We start from the raw sequence: 16,649 nt of genomic DNA on the forward strand, positions 1-16,649 counted from the left end.
GAAAGAATTGACAAAAAATAAGTGAGCTCTGCATTAGCCGCAGCGCATCATACTGCTGGCCAATGCAGAGCCCACCTTATACGGAATACCAAACTTAAGGGTCGCCCAGAGCAGCCTAGAGCTCGACCGGAACCCATTCGTCGTGATTGCAGATAAAAGCCTCGGGGTCCTCGACGCTAAAGAAGACGAGCGTGGGATCGTTAGGCCCCTCATAGTGCTCGCTCAAGCGCTCAAGATGCTTCCACCCGGCCTCGCGCATTTCATCCGAAGCCCGGTCGTCCAGACCCGCACGTCCGCGCAGGATCAACCAACCATGGCCCGGCCACCAACTCGTGGCCTCAAAGCGCTGGTTTTGCAGCAGCTCTTGCCACACATCTTTGGTGCGCGCCGTTACAAACCACAGCTTGCCGTCCTGAATCTGCGCAAACGAGAACGGACGCACATGCGGCTGCCCGTCCACGCTCGTCGCTAGGTACCACGCCGGCACCGACGTCAGATACTCCAGCACCGTATTCAATCCGTCCACGTTTCCTCCTGTCATCTGACCAGTCTTTTTGGAATGGGCAGCTAATTTGGGAAATTAAAGCTCGAGGAGCTCTTCGCTGCCGTCGATATCGCAGAACCGCGCGGCGATGTTGCGGACCGAGAAGAACGCAAGGCGGCCATCGTTGGCACTATCGTGTTGCTCGCCAATGCCCACCATATGCTTAAAGCCCGTCTGGCGCACCTTGTCACTCACGAATGCATCGTCCTCGAGTGCGGCCTCGCCAGTTAACACGATCCAGCACTCCCCCGGCTTCCAGCCCGATACCTCAAACTTGGGATTCTTGCTCAACTCCGCCCACACGTCCTTGTCGCGCGACGTGCAAAACCACAGCTTGTCGTTATCGACCATGGCAAACGAAAACGGCCTCACGCGGGGCTGATGCCCGTCGTTTGCATCGGTCGTGGCAAGATACCACGCCGGAATGCGCCTGAGATACGAGCAGACGCGCTCGAGCTGAGCCATGCGATCGATGTCAGTCATAGAGACCCCTTTCTTGCGCTCGAATCGAGCTTAGACGAGTTGGAGATTGATAACGACAACGCATGCCACCAGCAGCGCCATCGCCACCGCGGCCAGTGCATCCCCGCGGCCAAACGTAAGCGCATGCAGACGCGTGCGTCCCCGCTCGCCGTGATAGCAGCGCGCATCCATGGCGGCCGAAAGCGTCTCGGCATGACGGAACACGCCAGCAAACAGCGGAATCGCCACACTGCCGAGCATGCGCACGCCACCGAGCGGACCGCCCGTCACGCGCGCGCCACGGCTTGCCTGTGCATCGGCCGTCTGTTTCATCTCGGTGGCAAATTGTGGCATAAACCGCAGTGCGATACCCATAATCATGCCGAGCTCGTGCGCCGGAAGCCCCACACGCGCGAATGGTGCGAGCAGGCGCTCAAAACCCGCGGTGAGGTCGAGCGTCGGCGTGGTGAGCGTAATGGCGCTCATGCCGGCCATCATCATCGTCAGGCGACACGCCATAAACGTCGCAGAACGCAGCGAGCCCTCGCTCACCTGCAAAAAGCCAAACTGCCACAGGATGCGGCCACTCTGATCGGAAAACAGGTTGAGCACCGCGACCACCACGACAATCGCCAGCAGTGGTGCCATCGACGATAGGGCCCGACGCAACGGAACCCGGGCCGCGACATAGACCAGCACGACAAAAATTGCAATCGGAACCAGCCCGCGGAAGCTGCCGACGGTGAGCGCAGTGATCAGAAATGCGAAACCTAGAAGCAACTTAGTGCGCGGATCCAGGCGATGCAGCGCACTTTCCCCCGGATAGTAGCTGCCAAATGAGAATGCCTCCATTAGCAGCCCTCCTCTTGCGTGGCCATCTTGGAACCAGCCTGACGCGACGCCCTCAAAGGTCCGTCCGCGCAGCCTAGCAGCATGCCGGCCAACTCGTCGGCCAGCGCTTCAACCGTATAAAGCTTGTCGCAGCGGAGCGGCACACCGGCTTGCACGAGCGACAATGCCATGCGCTGCCCAGCGGGAACGCCCAAACCGATCGATTTGAGCTCGTTCGCGTGCGCAAAAACCTGTGCGGGCGTTCCATCGGCAAACACCGCGCCCTCGTTCATCACAACGATACGGTCACAACAATTTGCCAGGTCATCCATGCTGTGCGAAACCATGACAACGGTCAGGCCCTCACGATGGAGCCGATCGATGAGCGCCAGGAAATCCCTGCGCGCAGCCGGATCGAGCCCCGCCATGGGCTCGTCGAGCACCAGGACCTCGGGCTCCATGGCGAGCACGCCGGCAAACGCCACGCGGCGCTGCTGACCGCCCGAAAGCTCAAAGGGGCTCTTGTCGCCTATCGCGGCAAGGTCGAGGCCCACGCGCGCAAGCGATGTTGCGACACGGCGAACAACCTCGTCTTGCGGCAGGCCAAGGTTGCGCGGGCCAAACGCCACGTCCTGCGCCACGGTCTCGGCAAATAGCTGGCGCTCGGGATACTGAAACACCACGCCGACCTTGGCCTTAACCGCGGCGGCGCCTTTCTTGCTTGATAGGTCGAGTCCCAGTGCGCAAACGCTCCCCTCCTGTGGACGAATCAGCCCGTTGAGATGCTGAACCAGCGTTGATTTACCCGAGCCGGTATGACCCGCCAGGCCCAGAAACTCGCCGCGACGCACCGTCAGCGAAACATCACGTAGCGCCCAGGGGCTGTTTGGATCGTTGCCCCAAAGAGCCTGTTTGCCCGATGCGCCCACAGTGGTCGAGCGCTTGCGCCATCGGCGGCGCTCGCGGGCGCTCAGCGTGTAACTATGCGAGAGGTGCGAAATCTCGATGACGGGTTCCGACGCGACCATCCCGTCGGCTGCAGAGGATACATGGTCAAGCACACGAGAATCGGATGCGGAGGGCCGCCCAGCGACGTCCGCCCCGCTCCGCTCAGCATAAATCTGTGCAATCTCGGCGACCATATCCGCCTCACGCACCTGCGCGCAACCGGGTACGCCCTTCGCGCGGAGTGCCCTACCTAGACAGCACGACGCCGGCATATCCAGGTTCAGCCGCGCGAGTTCGTTCGCCCGCGTCAAGATTTCCTCGGGCGCACCGAGCATGGCAACGCGCCCTGCCCGAAACACCGCGACACGATCGGCCTCGGCGGCCTCTTCCATAAAGTGCGTAATCATCACGATGGTCATGCCGCGATCGTGCAACGCGCGGCAAACCTTCATGAGGCCCTTACGTCCACGCGGATCGAGCATCGAGGAAGCCTCGTCCAATATGAGCACGCGCGGTTCCATGGCGAGCACGCCGGCAAGCGCCACGCGCTGCTTTTGGCCGCCCGAAAGTGCATGGGTCTCGTGGCGCTCAAAGCCCACCAGGCCCACACCCTTCAGCGCCTCGCGTACGCGCTGCGCAATTTGCGGCGATGGCACGCCAAGGTTTTCGGGACCAAACGCAACGTCATCTTCGACAAGCGTTGCCACCAGCTGATCATCGGGATTCTGGAACACCATGCCCGCGGTCGAACGAATGTCGTAGACCAACTCGGGATCGGATGCATCCATGCCGTTGATACGCACCGTGCCTGCATCGGGCTGCAGCAGCGCATTCAGATGCTTGGCAAACGTCGACTTGCCCGACCCATTGCCGCCGAGGATGCAGAAAAACTCGCCATCCTCGATGTTCAGATCGATACCGTCGAGCGCCGGCGTGACACCGTCATAGCTAAAGGAAACGCCTCGACAATCAATCATGCGCGGCCTTTGACCTGGTTCTTTTTAGGCGTGATGAGGTTGGAGACCGCCTTGTACACTGCAAGCGTGAGCACCGAGTTGAACACGGTCTTGATAAGGTTGAACGGCAGCACGGCAGGAACCATGAGCGGAGCGATCGCATCGACCGAGCCATACCAGAACCATACGCCAATGGTAAGGTTTGCAACCATAGACAGTGCCGTAGCGGCAATGACGCCGAACACCAGGCCAATCACGGCACCCTTATAGGTATGCATCTTCTGGTAGACGATAGCCGCGGGCAGAATGTAGCCCAGCGTGGCAACCAGGTTCATAAGCGCACCGACCCAGTCACCCGTGGTGAGCGCGTGAATAACGATAGCCATAGCGGCAACAGCAGTACCGGCGCCGGGACCATACGCAAACCCGCACACCATCGCCGGCACCAGCGACGGGTCGTAGGTCAAAAACGGCGCCGAAGGAAGGATGGGCAGCTGCACGTACATAAACAGGGCGCCCAAGGCGCACATCAGCGCCATGGTAACGAGCTGTTTGGTGCTCCACCTATTCGTGTTCTCAAAATGGATATGCTGCGACTGTTCAGACATAAGATCACCTGCCTCTTTCATCCGGACTCTAACCGTTGGTACTGGGATCTCACCAGTTCAGCCGGCATGCGAACCAACGCACGCACGGGTCGCGGACTCATCGGCTCGGACGCAGGCACCTCGCCTGCGCCACGGCGCCCCTCTGGCACCGTCCGATTTACCGCCAGTGGGGAATTTCACCCCGCCCTGAAACAGCAATTCCAAGTCTAGCACGAGCAGGCTTTCGCGCAAGTATGCCAAGGGTAATTTATGGTGGGGTTCAGTTGCCGCAACAACCACGTTCCCCACCCTCCCCAAAGTAACGCGCTTTTCGCGCAAAGCGCGAAACAGCGTCCGGGATACGTATCCCCAACAACCACGTTCTCCGCCCGCCGACCTCAAGGCCGTAAACGTAGGGAATCCGGGGGCGTGACGGGGCTTCTCTCCGGAACATTCCGCAGGACGCAAAGAGGCTCCGCAGCGCGAAGCGCGATGCGGAGCCTCTTTGCATGTCCGAGGACGTTCCGGAGAGAAGCCCCGTCACGCCCCCGGGATTCCCGGTGGGAGTTCTAGACCTTGTCGGCCTTAGTACATACCGCCGCCCTGCTGACCAGCGGTAGCAGCAGCGATAGCATCCTCAAGCTGAGTGTTCTTGGGCACATCGGAAACCGTGGCCTCGGTGATGAGGATCAGGCTGGCGACAGAAGCAGCGTTCTGCAGGGTGACGCGGCTGACCTTGACGGGGTCGAGGACGCCCATCTCAATCATGTCGCCCCACTCGCCGCTGGCAGAGTTGAGACCCTGGCCAGCGGGCAGCTCGGCGACCTTGTCGACCACGACAGCGCCCTCAAAGCCAGCGTTCTTGGCAATGGTTGCGACCGGAGCGGTCAGAGCCTTCTTGACGATGTCGACGCCGATCTTCTCCTCGGGGTCGTCGATCTCGACTGCATCGAGCGCAGGCACAGCGTCCATGAAGGCGACGCCGCCGCCAGCGACAATGCCCTCCTCGACAGCAGCGCGGGTTGCCTGCAGGGCGTCCTCGACGCGGTGCTTGATCTCCTTGAGCTCGGACTCGGTGGCAGCGCCGACCTTGATGACGGCAACGCCACCGGAGAGCTTGGCCAGGCGCTCCTGGAGCTTCTCGCGGTCGAAGTCAGAGGTGGTGTTCTCCATCTCGCCCTTGATCTGAGCAATACGGGCGTCGATGGCCTCCTTGGAGCCAGCGCCGCCGACGATGACGGTGTTGTCCTTGGAGATGGTGACGGACTTAGCGGTACCGAGCATATCGGCGGTGATGTCAGCGACCTTCACGCCCAGCTCGTCCAGAGCAGCCTGACCACCGGTGAGGACGGCGATGTCCTCGAGAATGCGCTTGCGGCGATCGCCGTAGCCCGGAGCCTTGACGGCGCAGACGTTGAGGGCGCCGCGGATCTTGTTGAGGACGAGGGTGGGCAGAGCCTCGCCGTCGATGTCCTCAGCGATGATGAGCAGGCCACGGCCAGCGCGCTGGACAGCCTCGAGAACAGGCATGATGTCCTGGACGCTGGAGATCTTCTGGTCGGTGATGAGGATGTACGGATCCTTCATCACGGCCTCCATGCGGTCGTTGTCCGTGACGAAGTAAGCGGAGACGTAGCCCTTATCGAACTGCATGCCCTCGACGGTGTCGATGGTGATGTCGAACGTCTGGGAATCCTCGACGGTGATGACGCCGTCCTTGCCCACGACTTCCATGGCCTCGGCGATCTTCTCGCCGACCTCGGGATCACCGGCGGAGATGGTACCGACGGAAGCAATCTGCTCCTTGGTCTCGACCGGCTTGGCCTGCTTCTTCATCTCGGCGACGGCGGCGTTAACGGCCTTGTCGATGCCGCGACGGATGGCCAGCGGGTTGGCGCCAGCGGCGACGTTGCGCAGGCCGTCGTTAACGATGGCCTGAGCGAGCAGGGTTGCGGTGGTGGTGCCGTCACCCACGGTGTCGTTGGTCTTGGTGGCGACCTCCTTCACCAGCTGGGCACCCATGTTCTCGATGTTGTCCTCGAGCTCGATCTCCTTGGCGACGGAAACGCCGTCGTTGGTGATGGTCGGGGCACCGAACGTGCGCTGCAGGGCGACATAGCGACCCTTGGGGCCCATGGTGACGGTAACGGCATCGGCCAGAGTGTTGACGCCCTTGGCGAGCTTAGCGCGGGCATCGGTATTGAACGTAATGTTCTTTGCCATGGTAGGTAATCCTCCAAAAGAAATGTGACTCACGTCGCCGCTTCCGAGTCCTATGCGGCGACCGCGTTCAAAGACGAATCAGAGAGCCTGATGAGACTAGGCCTCGACGACGGCGTAGATGTCGTCGGCGCGCATCAGCAGATACTTCTCGCCGTCGACCTTGACCTCGTTGCCACCGAACTTGCCGTAGATGACAACGTCGCCTTCCTTGACGTCCATGGGGATGCGCTCACCCTTGTCGTTGACCTTGCCAGCGCCAACGGCAATGACGGTGCCGCGCTGCGGCTTCTCCTGAGCGTTGCTGGCGATATACAGACCAGAAGCGGTCTTCTGCTCGGCCTCGTCGGGCTTGACCAGAACACGATCTGCAAGCGGCTTCAAAGACGACATGCTTGTCTCCTCCTTTTTGGGCCGCGTGGTTATGCCACGCGAATTAACCCTATTTGTTTGCGTACGCGTTGAATGGTACCCACGAATGGCGGGTTATACAACACAGAGTCAAAAAATCTTATTTTTTGGCACTTAGATTTTCTGAATGCCGGGGGGATAACTTGTGCGCAGCTCCCGTGTGGCGCCGGAGGGGCGGGGCATAAGGTTTCCTGCTCGGGCAGTCCTGCTCGCACGAAGGCCACATTAAGTGGCCTTCGGCTCGTGCGGAACTCGCGATAAACCTTATGCCCCGCCCCTCCGGCGCCACACGGGAGCCAAGTTAACTAGTTCGGGCGCGGCATTCAGAAACGTCAGTGCAGCAAAATGGCGATGCGGATAGGAACATGGGCATGGCTTTCGCTGCACGCACGGGTCCCCTGGGGAGCACCGTGCATTTTTGGGAGTATTCAGCAGACCAGGATGGCTGTATACGCGCCAGACACATCTTATTGGTCCCAAGGACGCCTTCGACCGGCGATTTGGGTCGGCAGGCAGACCCCATCAGGGCATAAAGGCATGCCTCGTGCCTGCCCGGACGCCAAAATGACGTCAATCCCCATGACATTACCCGACCGCAACGGCGCCGGCAAAGCTCGCAGTGCTGAATACTCCGTTTTTTGCACGGCCCAGGCGGGGGTACATCAGGGCCAGAAAGAACATCCCAACCTTTTTATGCAATCTGTAATGGGAAGTATGCAAAACACCATGAGGCAGCATTGCAAATGTCCAATTTGAACGCGCGGGGCAGCAGCGCCTCCACCCCACGCACAAATCCAGCAGAGCAGGGACGCTCATAACGAGTCCCCACCGATATGCAGACGTGGCTCGAGCGCCATCCCAAAATAAGTCGCCCGGGCCGCGTTTAACGACACGGCATGAGCATCAGCGCTCGTAGATTACGTTACCTGCCAGGTAGGTGGCCTGAACGTTGGTGGCCTGAAGCTCTTGGGGGTCAACGGTGAGCGGGTTTTGGTCCAAGACCACCAGGTCAGCATACTTGCCGGGCTCCAAGCTGCCGAGGTTTTGCTCGTCGCCTGCTGCATAGGCGCTGCCCAAGGTGTAGTTGCGCAAAGCCGTTGCCGCGTCGATGCGCTCGCTCGGCAACCAGCCGCCCTCGGGCCAGTGGCTTTTGGGGTCCTGGCGTGTGATAGCCGTGTAGAGCACGTCCATGCTGGTAACGGGCGTGATGGGGCTGTCGGTACCGAAGGCTTGGCGAATGCCGCGCTGCTTATAGGTTGCGAACGGCCACATGATGCGGCTGCGCTCCAAGCCCAAATCGCGCTCCGGTCCACCCGGGTCGAGCGTAATGTGGCAGGGCTGGCTCGAGGCGACGACGTTGAGCTTGCGCAGGCGGTCGATGTCCTCGGGCAGGAGGTTCTCCAGGTGCTCGAGTGTGTTGTGGCCGTGCTGGGGCAGGCCGTACAGACCGGCGGCTTCCTCGAAGATATCCAGCGCGGCATGAATCGCACCGTCGCCGATAACGTGGATGCGCACGGCGCGGCCGTGCTCCGCAGCCGCCAGAACCAGCTTGCGCATGCGCTCGGCGGAAACCGTCAGACGGCCTTGGTCGCCCGGGAAGCGCGGATTGGTATAGGGCTCGGTGAGATATGCCGTATGTTCGCTCGACACGCCGTCAAAGAACTGCTTAAAGCCCGGCGCCGAAAGCAGTGCGTTGTTCGCGTAACGTGCCTGCAGCTCTTCTAGACGCGACTGGTCATCCAGCAGCGTGGGGAACAGATGGGCACGAATGCCCAGCTTGCCGGCTGTCTGCAGTTTGTCGTAGACGTCGTCGCGGATAAAATCGCAGCCCGGCATGGGCATGAGCGACATGTCGCAGATCGAGGTGATGCCCTGCTCGGCCATGCGCCTCATTTGATCGGCGTAAGCGCTTGCGATGCGATCTTCGCCCAGCCACTCAAGGCAGCGCGGCAACAGCTGCATGGCGGCCGCCTCGTGAGCAATGCCCGTGAGCTCACCGTTTGCGTCCTTGTCGTAGCTGCCGCCCGCTGGCGGCTCGCTGTCGCGCGTGACGCCGAGCGCCTCGAGAGCGCGACTGTTGAGCCACAGCGTGTGGCCGTCGCCCGAGTACATAACGCAGGGACGATCGGGAAATACCGCATCGAGCGACGCCTTGGTAGGATGCTCGGGCGGGTCCCAACGGTAGTCGCGCCAGCCCTGCGTCACAACCCAAGCGTCGTCGGGCAGATCCTGGGAAAACTCGAGCGCGTGCCGCACCAGCGCCACCTCGGACGTGCCCCCATCCATGAGCATATACGGCGAGGAACCGACCGAGGTATGAAAGAAGTGCAGATGAGCGTCATGGAAACCGGGGCAGACAAACTGCTCGCCGTAGTCGATAACCGGCGTGGCGGCAGGCGCGGCGGCGATCACGTCATCGGGCTTGCCGACTGCAATGATACGGTCGCCTGCGATGGCAATCGCCAGCTCACGGGCGGTATCGATGCCATCTTGCGAGGTAAAAACGTTCTTAGAGCGGATAATCCGATCGATATGTTGCATGGGCATCCCCATCTCTGGCAGGAAATTCAACACCCCCGAGTGTACTCCACCGCCACAGCTGCAAAACGTCAAGCGGTAAACGGCACCTTTCCCAACCCCAACGGCCCCGCCTGCCACTTGGGGACGGGGTAGAAATGGTAGATTTCAAGCTTGAAAGCCGCATCCAAGGCTGCGTGCACAAGCAATTTGGACCTGTCAAGGTTACGGAGGTATCCATTTCTACCATTTCTGCCCCGTCCCCAAGTGGTAGGTGGCATACTGGAAAGAGCCTGTACGATTTTGCGATAAACCAGCAAGGAGCAAATCGACCATGACGAAGACCAAGGCACAGCAGATTATGGCAGCGACCGAGGCCCGCGCGGCTGATGACGTCACCGCAGCCATCCAAGATATCGCCGCCGAGTTTGAGCCCTACATCATCAAGCAGCGCCGGCACTTCCATAAGCACCCAGAGCTGAGCCTCGCCGAAGAGCGCACGACTTCTGACATCGCCAACCAGCTCGACGCCATGAATATCCCCTACGAGCGCCCGCTTAAGACGGGCCTGGTGGCGACCCTTCGCGGCACCGCACCCGACGCCTACCGCGAGGACGGCACGCCGCGCCGCCGCATCCTGCTGCGCGCGGATATCGACGCCCTACCCGTCACCGAGCAGACCGGCGAGGAGTTCGCCAGCGTCAACGAGGGCTGCATGCACGCCTGCGGCCACGACTGCCACATTGCCATGATGCTCGGCACGCTGCAGATCCTGCGCCATATGACCGACGACATCCACGGCGAGGTCCGCATCGTCTTCCAACCCAGTGAGGAAAACGGCCAAGGCGCCAAACTCATGATCGGCACGGGTGTGCTCGACGGCGTCGATGGCGCCTACGCCGCACACATCTGGAGTGAGGTCGACGCCGGCACCGTAAGCTGCGAGCCCGGTCCGCGCATGGCCAATACCGACTGGTTCCGCATTGATGTCCGCGGGACCTCGTGCCACGGCGCCATGCCCCAGCGCGGCCACGACGCCGTCATGGTGGCGGCCGAGATCGTCAACGCCCTGCAGACCATCGTTTCGCGCGAGATCAGCCCCTACGAGCCGGCCGTCATTACCGTCGGCGAGCTGCACGGCGGCACCGCGCGCAACGTTATCGCCGGTACCGCCTACCTCGCCGGCACGGTGCGCACCTATGGCGATTCGACGCACGAGGAAATGCCCGAGCTCATGCGCCGCATCGTAGAGCACACTGCGGCGGCCCTGGGCGCCGAGGCTGAACTTACCGACTACACCATCGCCAACTACAAGGTCGAAAACGACGTCGCCTCGAGTGAGCGTTGTCGTCAGGCCGTGGTCAAGTGTCTGGGTGCAGCCGGCGAAGGCCATTATCGCGGCACGCTTTCGGGCGAGGATTTTTCGGAGTACCTGCGCCGTGTACCGGGTGTGCTTGCCTTTGTGGGCACGCGCAATCCCCAGATCGGCGCCACGTACGCCCAGCACTCCTGCTTCTATAAGATCGACGAGAGCGTGCTCGCCAAGGGCTCCATGGTAGCCGCTCAGTATGCTATCGACTTTTTGGCCGAGCCCACGCAAGAGGAGCTCGACGGCCCCGCTATCGCCGCAGTCGCCGAGACCAATCCCGATCTGGCAGCCAAGCTACGCTCTGCCAAGGCAACGGCCGCCGAGGCCCGCGACGCCATGCACGACGCCCGCACCGCTCGCCATGCCGCGATCAAGGGCATCCACGAAGCTCGCGCCGCCGCTCGTCACGAGGAGAAGCACAACGAGTAGTCGAATCGCGACCATCTCGCAGCCGTAGCCACATCGCGATGTCAAAGCGGGGGCGGACGTTTCGACACGTCCGCCCCCGCTCATTCGTCAAGCACTATTTCTACCATTTCTGCCCCATCCCCAAATGGCAGGTGACAGGGCTACTCGTCTTGCGGGTCCTCGTCGGAGCTTGGCGCGGGTTCCGTCTCGGGCTCGGGCTCCGTCGTGGGCTCGGACTCCGGCGCAGATCCCGGGGCAGACTCAGGCTCGGGCTCAGGCGCGACATCCGGAGCGCTGTAACCCGAAGGAGCGGACTTCTTCTCGAAGGGCAATACAAACGTCAGGACGTCGTCCTTATCCTCGTCGGCCCACTCGCTTGCATAACGTGCGACCCAATAGCCAACGGCACGGTGCTTGAGCATCTTGCCAAAGACCGTTAGAAATACGGTGACGAAAGCGATCAGCACCAGGAACAGTACGAGTGCGATGCCACCGCCGGCAACAATTGCCTCAATACCCGTAGGACGATAGTAGTAGCTATACATACCGACAGAGGCAATGGCGCCAAAGACCGCCGTCAAGATCCATGTGACAACGTTGGCGACCAGGCCCGTCAAAAACTCGGGAAGGAATGAAGCACAGAACAGCTTGGTCTTATTGTTCTTAAAGGCCGCCCAGACCTTGTCGAGCGAAAACGCGCTCTCGACGCGACCGGTCACCGCAAAGTGTATCACGGCGATATCGGCGAACATCTTAAAGAAGACTCCCAGGACCGCCGTGGCAATCATAGCCAGGACAAGCAGGCCAAGCGAGCCAAACAGCGCAGCCTCGAGCGCATAAGAGCCGTAATGCGAATACGAGCCCGCCGCGCCAATTACCACGCTCTCCACCAGCGAAAGCACTACGCCAATAACGGGAATGGCAGCGATAATCTCGAGCACGACCGAAATAACACTCGAAAAGACCCCGAGGCCAAACGATGTGGAACGCATCAACGGACGATCCATGCCGTCATCGATCTTAAGCGACAGGTCGCGACCCCACTCGATGCCAAAGCCCGAACCGCACACACTCGCCACGCAGGCGGCCAAAAAGCCAATGGCAGCTGCAATACCGCCGATAACGGGAATGAACAGCACGAGCACCGACACGACACAGATAAGCGCCGGCAAAAAAGCAATCTGGCACACGCGCTGCAGCACGCCCGGAGTCTTGGTCATGTCTTGGAACGCCTGAGCCACACAGCCCTTTGGCGCATTCGCCACGGGCGGTTGCGGAACAAACTGCTGGGGCTGAGACTGTCCCTGGGGAGCGGGGCCGGCGGCCTTGACCTCGGTATTAGGGGCACCGCACACGCCGCAGAACTTGTCGTTATCGCCCATGGGGGCGCCACACTGCGAACAGAACATCGAAATCATCCCTTCGTATCTAGAGTGAACCACCTGGATCGCAAACGACGTCTTTGGCAACATTATCGCGCAATGTGGGGACAAATACCCCAAGATGACCGATTTGAAACGTTGGCGGCTTTATTCAATGGTTCGAAGGGTATATCCGCGCTAGTTCGTGCCGCGGAAGCCCTTGCCCACGATCTCGGAGCTGTCAACGATCGTGATAAACGCATCTGGATCGATATCGCGGGTATAGCGGCGCAGTTGCACTGCTTCGCGACGGCTCAGCACGCTCATGATCACCGTCACGCAATTGCCCGAGAAGGCACCGTAGCCGCGGCTGATCGTTGCCGTGCGGTTAAGATGCTTGACGATAAACTCCTCGACTTTGCGCGGTTCGGCGCAAATAATCGTACAGACCTTGCGCAAGTGAATGCTCTCGATGGCCTTGTCGACCACAAGCGTCTTGGCAAACAGGCCGAGCACGCAGTACAGGCCAACGCGCGGACCGTACAAAAAGGCCGCGATGGTCACGATGCCGATATCGACCAGTAGCAAGGCGCGACCAATCTCGAGCGTCGTGCGACGCTTGAGGATCATGGCAAGGATATCGGTACCGCCCGTCGAGGCGCCAATATCAAAGACAATGGCACTGCCAAGCGCCGGCAAGATAACGGCAAAACACAGGTCGAGCCACATATCGCCCGTCATCGAAACATCCGTCGGAATGAAGAGCTCAAACAGAGAAACATAGGCCGAAAGCGCAAACGAGGCAAAAACGCTCCAAAGGATTGCCTTGCGCTCCAAAAAGATAAAGCCCAAGACGACGAGAACCGCATTGATGATCCACATAAAGACGCCGACGGGCAGAGTCGGGAACAGCGTGGAAAGAATGACCGACACGCCCGAGGTTCCGCCAAAAGCAAAATGATTAGGGGTTTTAAACGCAACGATGGCGAACGCCGTGAGGACCAGGCCCAGATTGAGCTCGGCGAAAAAGCGCGGGAATCCCGGCTCCTGGCTGCGCTTGCGGCCGGCACGCTCGCCGCGCTCGATATCGGCACGATCGACCACGCGCTCCATCGGCACCACGGGAGGACGATGCACCTCTTCGGCAGCACGCGATGCCGCCTCTGCCGCGGCGGCCTCAATCGCCCATGCCTTGCTTTCTGTTTCGTGCTCGTCGGCCATTACGGCAACCCCTCGTTAACAATTTGGAAACAATGCGGTCATTAGGGTAACGCGGAACGCGAAGATTGCAACCCTAAGTTAGACGAGCGGAATGACTACATCGAGGGCATATAGAAAACGGTCGACCGCACTTTTGCTTGCGCGGTCGACCGTTTAGCGTTTTCGCAGGTAAAACCTATCGAAACAAACCTGTCCCTATTTGGTAGGCTACTCGTGCTGGCTGGTGCGATGCTCGTACTCCTCGGGGGTGATGACATCCTCGATGCGCAGGTTGACGCCTGCCACCTCAAGGCCGGTCATCGCGGCCAGACGCTCGGTCACGCGCGCCTTAACGTCGTCGAAAATCGCGGGTGCGTAGGCGCCGTACTCGATAATGACGGAAATGTTGACGACCACGCGGTTGTCATCGGTGACCTCGACTGTCACGCCCTTGGTCAGGTTCTCGGCACCAAACTGCTCCTGCACAAAGTGCATAAGGTTGCCCTTCATGCCCAGGACGTGCGGCACCTCGCGGGTGGCCATGGCGACGATCTTCTCGATCACACCGTTGGAATAGGTCAGCGAATCCTCGGACTCGTCCGCTTCCTCATCATCCTCGTCCGCATCGTCGGCGGGCTCGGCCTCGACGAGCGCCCCGTCCTCGAGCGTTACGTCCTCAGCCTCGGCGGCAACAGTCTCGTCTGCCTCGAGCTCGGTATCGGCCACATCGACCTTCGTGTTAAAAGCCATGGTTCCTCCTTATGCCCACCGCACACGCGGCGGTCGAATACATACTAGCGGCCGCTAAACAGACGGCCGAAGAAGTTGACGATCCCGTTCTCGCCGTCACGGATCTGGCCAATCACGGCGCCGATCAGCACAAAGAATGCGATGACGAGTGTATCCCACAGGCCGAGCGTGAGCACCAGCACGGCGAGCACAAAACCAGCGACGGCTCCGAGCGTGGTGTTGGGATGACGGACGGCATAGCTCCAGATGGCCGCCCCCGTACCCTTGATGAGACCCATGGCCTCGTCAAAGTCGTTGGCGACCGCGTCATGCGACTCGGTGCTCTCCGCCTTGGAATCGACGACCTCGCTCGCCGGCGTAGCGTTCTGGTCGATCGTCAGGCGCGGGGTGCGGACGGTCTTGTCTTGGTTGGTATCACTCACCGGAAACCTCCACGGTCTGGACGGTAGTCTTGGACGGCAAAAAACGGACGCGTGCGGTCGTGCCCGGCGCGCCTAGCATGGTGTCGCAGGCCTCCTCGATACGTTGCTGCATCGCGGTTGCAAGGGAGGCCACGTCCCGGTCCTCGAGCGCGATGGCTTCGACCTTAAAACGGACGCGCGACTCGTCGGAGCCTTGAACGCGCGCCTCGATACGCTCAACCATCACGCGATCATCGCACTCCGCCGCGGCACGGGCGCACGAGGAAAGCGCTGCGAGGGTGACCTCGATGTTGCGCTCCCCCGCCGGATGCACGCAGGACGGCTCGCGACGCGCGAACACCAGGCGGAAAAACCCGATGAGCACGCCAAGTGCCACGATGGCGGCGCACACCGTAACGACGACGCGAGGCATGGTGTCACGCAACAGCAGCATAAAGCGATACGTATACGGTCCCCAGAACTGGCAGACAAGCGTGCCCAGCGCCACGATGGCGGCGGCAAGGTACACGATTGCTAGGGCTCGTTTGAGTACGCGCACGCGCGCTCCCTTCAGGTTTCGGTCCGCAGAATGCAAAACGATTCGCATCATTATAAAAGAGCCGGGTCCGGTGCCATACGCACGCGGATCCGGCTCATCTATTCCACGAGGCTTGTATGCTCGCTTCATTATGCCCAGATATGCACAGCTTAACCCGTGCAGGCGCTACTCCTCCTCGAGGGCAGCGATGACCTCGTCGGTCATGTCCATGGTGCTGTAAACATCCTGAACGTCGTCGAGCTCCTCGAGACGGTCGATGAGGCGCTGGACCTTCTTGGCGTCGGCACCGGAAACCTCGGTCGGGGTGGTCGGAACCATAGTGGTCTCGGAGCCCTTGACCTGGATGCCCTGCTCCTCGAGCGCCTTGGAAACAGCCATGACGTCGTTGGCGGCGGTCCAAACGATCCACTCCTCGCCGGCGTCCTCGTAGTCGTCGCCACCGGCCTCGGCGATAGCCATCATGAACTCTTCCTCGTCACCGGCAGCACCGTTGGCGATCATGGTCTCCTTCTTGGCGTTCTCGTCCAGGATCTCCTTGGCGACGACGATCTGGCCCTTGCGCTCAAACTGGAAGGCGACGGAACCGGAGGTGCCCAGGTTGCCGCCAGCGTGGGAGAAGGCGGAACGGACATCGGCGGCGGTACGGTTGCGGTTATCGGTCAGGCAGTCGACGTAGACGGCAACGCCGGCGGGACCATAGCCCTCGTACACGATGTTCTCGTAGACGGCGGCATCGGCACCCGAACCGAAGGCCTTGTCGATAGCGGACTTGATCTTGTCCTTGGGCATGGACTGAGCCTTGGCCTTAGCAACGGCAGCGGCGAGGCTGGCGTTGTTCTCGGGCAGCGGGTCGCCGCCGAGACGGGCGGCAACGGTGATGTTGCGGCTCAGCTTGGAGAAGAGGGCGGAACGCTTGGCGTCCTGCGCGCCCTTACGATGCTTGGTTGTGGCCCACTTAGAGTGTCCGGACATACGTGTCTCCTATCGGTTTCGACCTAAAGCCCAGCGCAGATGCTCGGGCAATATAAACAAACGTCGTTATGATATACCTAGTGGCCTGCGAGATAAACCCCAAAATGAAGGCGTCGTGATGATGCAGCCCCTTGGTGCAAAGTAACCTGTCCC

At 60.8% G+C, this 16,649-nt stretch carries 15 protein-coding genes and 1 riboswitch; of the genes, 1 reads left to right on the forward strand and 14 read right to left on the reverse strand.

Translation table 11 applies throughout. From position 1 onward, the window contains the following. Nucleotides 1-115: 115 nt before the first annotated feature. The 8 genes from ACTM82_RS05115 to ACTM82_RS05150 form a co-directional block, all read right to left on the reverse strand. Nucleotides 116-526 (reverse strand): pyridoxamine 5'-phosphate oxidase family protein, encoded by a 411-nt coding sequence (locus ACTM82_RS05115; RefSeq protein WP_427718303.1) that lies wholly within the window; start codon nucleotides 524-526, stop codon nucleotides 116-118. Nucleotides 527-580: 54 nt separating this feature from the next. Further along, a complete protein-coding gene (locus ACTM82_RS05120) occupies nucleotides 581-1,027 on the reverse strand; it encodes a pyridoxamine 5'-phosphate oxidase family protein (protein ID WP_427726998.1) in 447 nt (148 codons plus the stop codon). Between the two features lie 30 nt (nucleotides 1,028-1,057). Continuing rightward, nucleotides 1,058-1,858: an energy-coupling factor transporter transmembrane component T family protein gene (locus ACTM82_RS05125; RefSeq protein ID WP_441054882.1), complete on the reverse strand. Its 801-nt coding sequence runs from the start codon at nucleotides 1,856-1,858 to the stop codon at nucleotides 1,058-1,060. After that, complete coding sequence (locus ACTM82_RS05130; RefSeq protein ID WP_441054880.1) at nucleotides 1,858-3,762, reverse strand: energy-coupling factor transporter ATPase; 1,905 nt, start codon at nucleotides 3,760-3,762, stop codon at nucleotides 1,858-1,860. Before ACTM82_RS05130 ends, ACTM82_RS05125 begins: the two co-directional genes overlap by 1 nt. Further along, nucleotides 3,759-4,349 (reverse strand): ECF transporter S component, encoded by a 591-nt coding sequence (locus ACTM82_RS05135; RefSeq protein ID WP_441054878.1) that lies wholly within the window; start codon nucleotides 4,347-4,349, stop codon nucleotides 3,759-3,761. The genes ACTM82_RS05130 and ACTM82_RS05135 overlap by 4 nt, the downstream gene beginning before the upstream one ends. A gap of 5 nt (nucleotides 4,350-4,354) precedes the next feature. Further along, a riboswitch (FMN riboswitch) is annotated at nucleotides 4,355-4,547 on the reverse strand. A gap of 366 nt (nucleotides 4,548-4,913) precedes the next feature. Then, a complete protein-coding gene (gene groL, locus ACTM82_RS05140; RefSeq protein WP_154514811.1) occupies nucleotides 4,914-6,551 on the reverse strand; it encodes a chaperonin GroEL in 1,638 nt (545 codons plus the stop codon). Nucleotides 6,552-6,647: 96 nt separating this feature from the next. Continuing rightward, a complete protein-coding gene (groES, locus tag ACTM82_RS05145; protein ID WP_154514813.1) occupies nucleotides 6,648-6,941 on the reverse strand; it encodes a co-chaperone GroES in 294 nt (97 codons plus the stop codon). A gap of 921 nt (nucleotides 6,942-7,862) precedes the next feature. Beyond that, nucleotides 7,863-9,506, reverse strand: coding sequence for an amidohydrolase (locus ACTM82_RS05150; RefSeq protein WP_441054876.1), 1,644 nt, complete (start codon nucleotides 9,504-9,506; stop codon nucleotides 7,863-7,865). 304 nt (nucleotides 9,507-9,810) lie between these two features. Between ACTM82_RS05150 and ACTM82_RS05155 the strand changes: the two genes are divergently transcribed. Beyond that, a complete protein-coding gene (locus tag ACTM82_RS05155; RefSeq protein WP_441040755.1) occupies nucleotides 9,811-11,274 on the forward strand; it encodes a M20 family metallopeptidase in 1,464 nt (487 codons plus the stop codon). A gap of 140 nt (nucleotides 11,275-11,414) precedes the next feature. Here the strand turns inward: ACTM82_RS05155 and ACTM82_RS05160 are convergent, their stop codons facing one another. From ACTM82_RS05160 to ACTM82_RS05185, 6 genes are all read right to left on the reverse strand, one after another. Beyond that, a complete protein-coding gene (locus tag ACTM82_RS05160) occupies nucleotides 11,415-12,662 on the reverse strand; it encodes a zinc-ribbon domain-containing protein (RefSeq protein ID WP_441054875.1) in 1,248 nt (415 codons plus the stop codon). A gap of 150 nt (nucleotides 12,663-12,812) precedes the next feature. Beyond that, nucleotides 12,813-13,835 carry a YitT family protein gene (locus ACTM82_RS05165; RefSeq protein WP_441054873.1) on the reverse strand — a complete coding sequence of 341 codons (1,023 nt, stop codon included), beginning with the start codon at nucleotides 13,833-13,835 and terminating at the stop codon, nucleotides 12,813-12,815. Nucleotides 13,836-14,042: 207 nt separating this feature from the next. After that, nucleotides 14,043-14,564: an Asp23/Gls24 family envelope stress response protein gene (locus ACTM82_RS05170; RefSeq protein WP_154514821.1), complete on the reverse strand. Its 522-nt coding sequence runs from the start codon at nucleotides 14,562-14,564 to the stop codon at nucleotides 14,043-14,045. Between the two features lie 44 nt (nucleotides 14,565-14,608). After that, the gene (locus ACTM82_RS05175; protein ID WP_441054871.1) at nucleotides 14,609-14,986 is read right to left on the reverse strand and encodes a DUF2273 domain-containing protein; all 378 of its coding nucleotides are present in this window, start codon (nucleotides 14,984-14,986) and stop codon (nucleotides 14,609-14,611) included. Further along, nucleotides 14,979-15,524 (reverse strand): hypothetical protein, encoded by a 546-nt coding sequence (locus ACTM82_RS05180; protein ID WP_441054869.1) that lies wholly within the window; start codon nucleotides 15,522-15,524, stop codon nucleotides 14,979-14,981. The genes ACTM82_RS05175 and ACTM82_RS05180 overlap by 8 nt, the downstream gene beginning before the upstream one ends. A gap of 165 nt (nucleotides 15,525-15,689) precedes the next feature. Beyond that, nucleotides 15,690-16,496 (reverse strand): YebC/PmpR family DNA-binding transcriptional regulator, encoded by an 807-nt coding sequence (locus ACTM82_RS05185; RefSeq protein WP_154514825.1) that lies wholly within the window; start codon nucleotides 16,494-16,496, stop codon nucleotides 15,690-15,692. Between the last annotated feature and the right edge of the window lie 153 nt (nucleotides 16,497-16,649).

It is taken from the genome of Collinsella sp. HCP3S3_E5 (assembly GCF_052067635.1).
In the GTDB taxonomy this organism is placed as follows: Bacteria; Actinomycetota; Coriobacteriia; order Coriobacteriales; family Coriobacteriaceae; genus Collinsella.

Coding starts and splice junctions, on each gene's coding strand:
- ACTM82_RS05120 (WP_427726998.1), bottom strand. CDS start 1,027: ATGACTGACATCGATCGCATGGCTCAGCTCGAGCGCGTCTGCTCGTAT.
- ACTM82_RS05125 (WP_441054882.1), bottom strand. CDS start 1,858: ATGGAGGCATTCTCATTTGGCAGCTACTATCCGGGGGAAAGTGCGCTG.
- ACTM82_RS05130 (WP_441054880.1), bottom strand. CDS start 3,762: ATGATTGATTGTCGAGGCGTTTCCTTTAGCTATGACGGTGTCACGCCG.
- ACTM82_RS05135 (WP_441054878.1), bottom strand. CDS start 4,349: ATGTCTGAACAGTCGCAGCATATCCATTTTGAGAACACGAATAGGTGG.
- groL (WP_154514811.1), bottom strand. CDS start 6,551: ATGGCAAAGAACATTACGTTCAATACCGATGCCCGCGCTAAGCTCGCC.
- groES (WP_154514813.1), bottom strand. CDS start 6,941: ATGTCGTCTTTGAAGCCGCTTGCAGATCGTGTTCTGGTCAAGCCCGAC.
- ACTM82_RS05150 (WP_441054876.1), bottom strand. CDS start 9,506: ATGCCCATGCAACATATCGATCGGATTATCCGCTCTAAGAACGTTTTT.
- ACTM82_RS05155 (WP_441040755.1), top strand. CDS start 9,811: ATGACGAAGACCAAGGCACAGCAGATTATGGCAGCGACCGAGGCCCGC.
- ACTM82_RS05160 (WP_441054875.1), bottom strand. CDS start 12,662: ATGTTCTGTTCGCAGTGTGGCGCCCCCATGGGCGATAACGACAAGTTC.
- ACTM82_RS05165 (WP_441054873.1), bottom strand. CDS start 13,835: ATGGCCGACGAGCACGAAACAGAAAGCAAGGCATGGGCGATTGAGGCC.
- ACTM82_RS05170 (WP_154514821.1), bottom strand. CDS start 14,564: ATGGCTTTTAACACGAAGGTCGATGTGGCCGATACCGAGCTCGAGGCA.
- ACTM82_RS05185 (WP_154514825.1), bottom strand. CDS start 16,496: ATGTCCGGACACTCTAAGTGGGCCACAACCAAGCATCGTAAGGGCGCG.